Raw genomic sequence first — 3,446 nt, forward strand, 5'->3', positions numbered from 1 at the left:
TCCGCGGCGGTTGCCGCGGCGCGGCCCGCGCACGTGCCGCGCGAGCGGCTGTTCTCGGAGCTTGTCGATATCTACGCGCAGGCGATGGAATATCCGGCCGAGGTGTTCTCCGAATCGATCGAGCTCGAAGCCGAACTCGGTATCGACTCGGTCAAGCAGACCGAGATCATCCAGCGCATCACGGCGCGCTATGCGTTGCCGCCGCTGCCCGCGAATTTCCGCAGCGGCGACTTCAAGGCGATGGGGCAGATCGTCGATTTCGTCTACGAAAACCAGGGAAAGGCGCTCGCCTGACGGCCGCGCGCCGAAACGTTGGTCGGCAGGGGGGGCCCTGCCCGTAATCACAAGTTCTCGATAGGTAGGCGATCCATGTCGAATACCAGCATGCGCGGCAAGCTCGTTCTCGTGACGGGCGGTGCGAAAAACGTGGGCAAGGCGATCTGCAGGCGTTTCGCCGAGCAGGGCGCGCACGTGATCCTGAATTTCTTCCATTCGCTCGACGCGTCGAAGGAGACGGCCGAGGAACTGCGCGCGCTCGGCGCGACCGTCGACGTGATCCGAGCGTCGGTCGCGCAGCAGGCGCAGGTCGACCGGATGTTCGACGAGATCGAACGGCGCTACGGCCGCCTCGACGTGCTCGTCAACAATGCGGCGTCCGGCGCGCTGCTCGGCGTCGACGAGATCGGCGCCGAGCATTTCGATCGCGCGCTCGACACCAACCTGAAAGGCGCGTTCTGGTGCGCGCGCCGTGCCGCGGCGCTGATGGCGCGCTCGGGCGGCGGCGCGATCGTCAACGTGTCGTCGGTGGGCGCGACGCTCGTGCCCGCGAACTATCTCGTCGTCGGCACCGCGAAGGCGGCACTCGAATCGCTGACGCGCTATCTCGCGGTCGAGTACGCGGGGCGCCAGATCCGGGTGAACGGCGCATCGTCGACGCTGATCGACGGCGACGTCGCCGCGCAGTTTCCGGACCCGGAGAACACGAAGCGATCGAGCATCGCGGCGACCCCGCTGAAGCGGCTCGCGCGCGCGGAGGATCTTGCCGATCTCGTCGTGTTTCTCGCGTCGGATGCCGCGCGCTGGATTACCGGACAGGTGGTCGTCGCGGATGGCGGGTTGTCGCTGTGCAGCGAGGGATTGTCGCCGCGCGCGGACTGGGCGACCGCCGGGCAGGATGCGGCCGCTGCCGTCGCGCAACCGGCTGCCCGTACGGCCGCCGCTGCCGACGACGCACCGGACAGCGACGACATCGCCGTGGTCGGCATGGGTCTCGCATTGCCCGGCGCAAGCGATCCGGACGCATTCTGGCGCGCGCTACTGGACGGCCCCGAGCTGTTCGGCAACGTGCCCCCGGATCGGTGGGACTACCGCTCGTTCTACTCGCCGGATACGTCGGCGGAAGACAAGAGCTACCAGTCGCGCTCGGTCTTCATCGAACAGTTCGAGCCGTGCTCGACGGTGCGCGCCGAGCTCGACGCCGGCACCGCGCCGCGCGAACTCACGACGCTGTGGCTGCGCCACGCACTGTGCCAGGCGCTCGACGACGTGACGCTGCGCGACGCCGATCGTGTCGCGTTTCTGGTCGGCTACACGGCGGACGGCAGCCAGCATCTCGAGGAAGGCATGGTGCTGGCCGCCGCGCGCGAGCGCCTGAACGCGGTGCTGGCCGACGCCGGCGTCGACGCGGCCGAGCGCGCGCGCCGCGTGGCCGCGATCGATGCGGTGCTGAGCGCGCGCTATGCGCGCGGCGCGGGCGATCTAGCGTCGTTCTTCCCGCACCGTGTCGGCCTGAACGCGATGAAGGGCGTGCTGCCGGACGATGCGGAATACATGATGGTCGACACCGCGTGTTCGTCGTCGCTGTATTCGATCGATCTCGGGATCAAGGCGCTGCTGCTCGGCAAGCAGGACGTGGTCGCGTGCGGCGGTGCGTTCGCGCTCGCACCGCGCGGCTCGATCCTGTTTTCGAAGCTGCACGGGCTGTCGCGCAGCGGCGAGGTGCGGCCGCTCGATCGCAACTGCGACGGCGTGCTGTTCGCGGACGGCGCGGGCGTCGTGATCCTGAAGCGCCTGGCGCGGGCGCGCGCGGACGGCGACCGCATTCTCGGCGTGCTGAAGTCGTTCGGCTCGTCGTCGGACGGGAAGGGCAAGGCGATCTACGCGCCGAATTCGGCCGGCCAGCGCATCGCGATCGACCGCGCGTATGCGCGCACCGCGACGGTGCCCGCCGACGTCGACTGGGTCGTGGCGCATGCCACCGGCACGCCGGCCGGCGATCTCGCCGAATTCCAGAGCCTGCGCGACGCGATCCGGCGCGATCGCCCGGTGCAGGTGACCTCCAACAAGTCGCTGGTCGGCCATACGGGCTGGGCGGCCGGCGTCGTATCGGTGATCCAGGTGCTGCTCGGCTTGCGCCACGAGGTCATCCCGCCCCAGCATCGCTTCAGCGAACCGCCGCCGGAATTCGAACTCGGCGGCACGAGCCTGCGGATCCCGGTGGCGCCGGTGGCGTGGCCGGTCCGGCGCGATTCGGCGCGCGTCGCGGCGGTGTCCGGTTTCGGCTTCGGCGGCACGAACGGCCACCTGATCGTGTCGGAGTACCGCGCCGATCTGCCCGCCGGCGGCGCGAGCGGCCGCTTCAAGCGCGAACCGCTGGCGATCGTCGGTTGGTCCGCGAAGTTTCCCGGTCTCGACGGCGACGCCGAGGTCGCGGCCTGGCTGCGCGGCGAAGGCCGCGCGCCGGACGCGAGCTTCGGGATCGGCTATCCGCTGCCGAGCTTCGCGCGCGTGAAGATGCCGCCGGCCGTGTTGCGCGCGCTCGATCGCTGCCAGCTGATGGCGCTCGATGCCGCGCACGATCTGCGCGAACGTCTCGGCACGTTCTGGCAGGAGCATGCGGACACGATCGGGCTCGTGATGGGACATATGGGGCCCACACGTAACGCGGCGCTGTATGCGAGCCGCTGCTATCTCGACGACATCGCGGCGGCGGTGCTCGATGCGACGCGGCCGGACGAGCACGCGACGACCGAGCGCCTGCTGGACGGCTTGCGCGACGCGACGCAGCGGCTCGTCGCGCCGACCACCGAAAACTCGTTTCCGGGGATGATGCCGAACGTGATCCCGGCGCGCGTCGCGAATTACCACGATCTGCACGGGATGAACATGACGGTGGACGCGGGCCACGCATCGACGCTCGCCGCGTTCGAGGCGGCCGAGCGGTTCCTGTGCAGCGGCGAACTCGACATGGCGATCGTCGGCGGGATCAACGGCAACGCCGCGGAGGAGGTGGGTCCGGCATTCGGGCTGCCGCTCGCGGAGGGTATCGTGCTGTTCGCGGTGACGACCGTGCGACACGCGCAGGCCGAAGGGCTGCCGGTGCTCGCGGTGGTCGGCGGCGGCGACGCGCGGGCCGCGGTCGAGCCGGCCGCGCCTTGCGATGCGAC

Annotated in this window: 2 protein-coding genes; both read left to right on the plus strand. The window is 70.0% G+C overall.

Annotated features, from left to right (window positions below; translation table 11 throughout):
* Positions 1 to 294 (plus strand): phosphopantetheine-binding protein (locus G3N62_RS34815; protein WP_241013290.1); only part of this gene is annotated, 294 nt, incomplete at its 5' end.
* Between the two features lie 75 nt (positions 295 to 369).
* On the plus strand, positions 370 to 3,446 hold a 3,077-nt coding region (locus tag G3N62_RS34820), incomplete at its 3' end, for an SDR family oxidoreductase (protein ID WP_206141509.1).

The organism is Burkholderia sp. Tr-20355 (genome assembly GCF_017104685.1).
Classification (GTDB): domain Bacteria; phylum Pseudomonadota; class Gammaproteobacteria; order Burkholderiales; family Burkholderiaceae; genus Burkholderia; species Burkholderia seminalis.